Genomic DNA, 1,804 nt, shown 5'->3' on the forward strand with positions numbered 1-1,804 from the left:
GACCCGACTCTTTGATGATTTCTCGGAGATTCTGCCCGTCAATAAACTCTTGAATCAGATAAAATCTGCGCTCCTGTTCCAAATAAGCAAATAGTTTGGGAATTTGAGTAGAGTCAGCACCCAGCCTGTCCAATTGCGCCCCTTCCCGCTGAAACAGCTCGATCGATTTTTCAAAGGCTTCGACATCATCTAATACCTGCGGTGCTGGGAAAAACTGCTTGACTACGCAGCGTTTTTCTTGTGGCATGTCTGTATCGAGTGCCAAAAAATTTCGACTCATACCACCACTATCGAGAAAGCTGATGGCTCGGTAGCGATCTTTCAAAAGTAACTGACTACCACAAGCTTTGCAAATCTTCTCCTCATGATGATTCTGTGGCTGAGGGCAATTGGGATTGAGGCAATAGCTCATGACTGTAATGGATGACAATGCACTAGCTGAATTTTAGCCTAATGCTACACGGAAAATCGTCAGCGAATCGGCTAATCGATCGAGAATTTTGGCAGTTGAGTAGAAGTTAGCTTGACGATGTTCCTACCGAGAAGCTTACATCACCAAAATATCCAGCGCCGCCCTCAATTTTGGCATTACCATTACCGCTCGATCGGACATCGGCGGCGCAACCGCCCCCAAACGCGAGATAATATACTGGCATTGTGTATTTATTATTTACCGATCGCTACCATATGCCCCAAATCACATCATCCCTCTTTGATTGGTTTGCCAATCGTCAGAAAACCAGCCCCAGCATTCAGCAACAACAGGAGCGGGAAATTGCTGATGGGCTATGGACGAAATGCGAAGATTGCAATGCACTCGCCTATACCAAAGATCTCACCGCCAATCAGATGGTTTGCCTAGAGTGCGGGCACCACAAACGCGTCTCCTGTCACGAACGCATCGCCCAATTGATCGACGCCGATACCTGGGTGCCACTAGACGAACAGATTCAGCCTACCGATCCCCTGAAGTTCAAGGATCTCAAAGCCTACAGCGATAAATTGCGAGACACCCAGCACAAAACTGGATTGACGGATGCCGTCCTGACTGGGTTTGGCAAAATTGAAGGATCGCCTTTGGCATTAGGAGTGATGGATTTTCAGTTTATGGGTGGGAGCATGGGTTCTGTCGTTGGTGAAAAGCTCACCCGCGCGATCGAGTATGCTACTGCTCATAGTATCCCTGTCGCGATCGTCTGTGCCTCTGGTGGTGCCAGAATGCAGGAAGGAATGCTCAGTCTGATGCAGATGGCTAAAATCTCCGGCGCACTCGAACGCCACCGTGAAGCCCGATTGCTGTATCTCCCCATCCTCACTCACCCCACTACAGGCGGTGTGATTGCCAGTTTTGCCATGTTAGGCGATATTATTCTCGCCGAACCAAAAGCCACGATCTGTTTCGCAGGTAGACGCGTAATCGAACAAACCCTCCGCGAAAAGTTGCCCGACGACTTCCAGACATCCGAGTACTATTTCCAAAAGGGATTCATTGACAAAATCGTCCCCCGCACTCAGCTCAAAAGGACTGTTGCTCAGTTGGTGAGATTGCATCAGGGATAGTGGATAGTGAATAGTGGATAGTGGATAGTTTGGGAGCGGAAAGAATCGATTTTTGGGTTTGAGAATGCAAGCGTTCTCGTCTTTCACTATCCACTATCCACTAATTGTAAATTTTTATTTACTTTATGAGGAAATATTGAGATCCTGTGGTCTAGATAATGAGATGATATAGGTAATATAAGATAGCTGTGGCTTCGGTCTTGAGTTTAGCTGTGTTGTGTAATTATCATCTAATTTAAAGTTA

3 protein-coding genes are annotated in these 1,804 nt (G+C 46.9%); 1 reads left to right on the forward strand and 2 read right to left on the reverse strand.

The annotated features are described in order from the left end of the window. Together RMO35_RS24230 and RMO35_RS24235 are read right to left on the reverse strand one after the other, a co-directional pair. Positions 1-412: 4-Cys prefix domain-containing protein (locus tag RMO35_RS24230; RefSeq protein ID WP_396135725.1), on the reverse strand; the 412-nt coding region annotated here is incomplete at its 3' end. 106 nt (positions 413-518) lie between these two features. After that, positions 519-656 carry a hypothetical protein gene (locus RMO35_RS24235; protein WP_309745159.1) on the reverse strand — a complete coding sequence of 46 codons (138 nt, stop codon included), beginning with the start codon at positions 654-656 and terminating at the stop codon, positions 519-521. A gap of 31 nt (positions 657-687) precedes the next feature. Here RMO35_RS24235 and accD point away from each other — a divergent pair, with 31 nt between their 5' ends. Further along, positions 688-1,560 carry an acetyl-CoA carboxylase, carboxyltransferase subunit beta gene (gene accD / locus RMO35_RS24240; protein WP_309745161.1) on the forward strand — a complete coding sequence of 291 codons (873 nt, stop codon included), beginning with the start codon at positions 688-690 and terminating at the stop codon, positions 1,558-1,560. Positions 1,561-1,804 lie beyond the last annotated feature (244 nt).

It is taken from the genome of Chamaesiphon sp. OTE_20_metabat_361 (assembly GCF_031364565.1).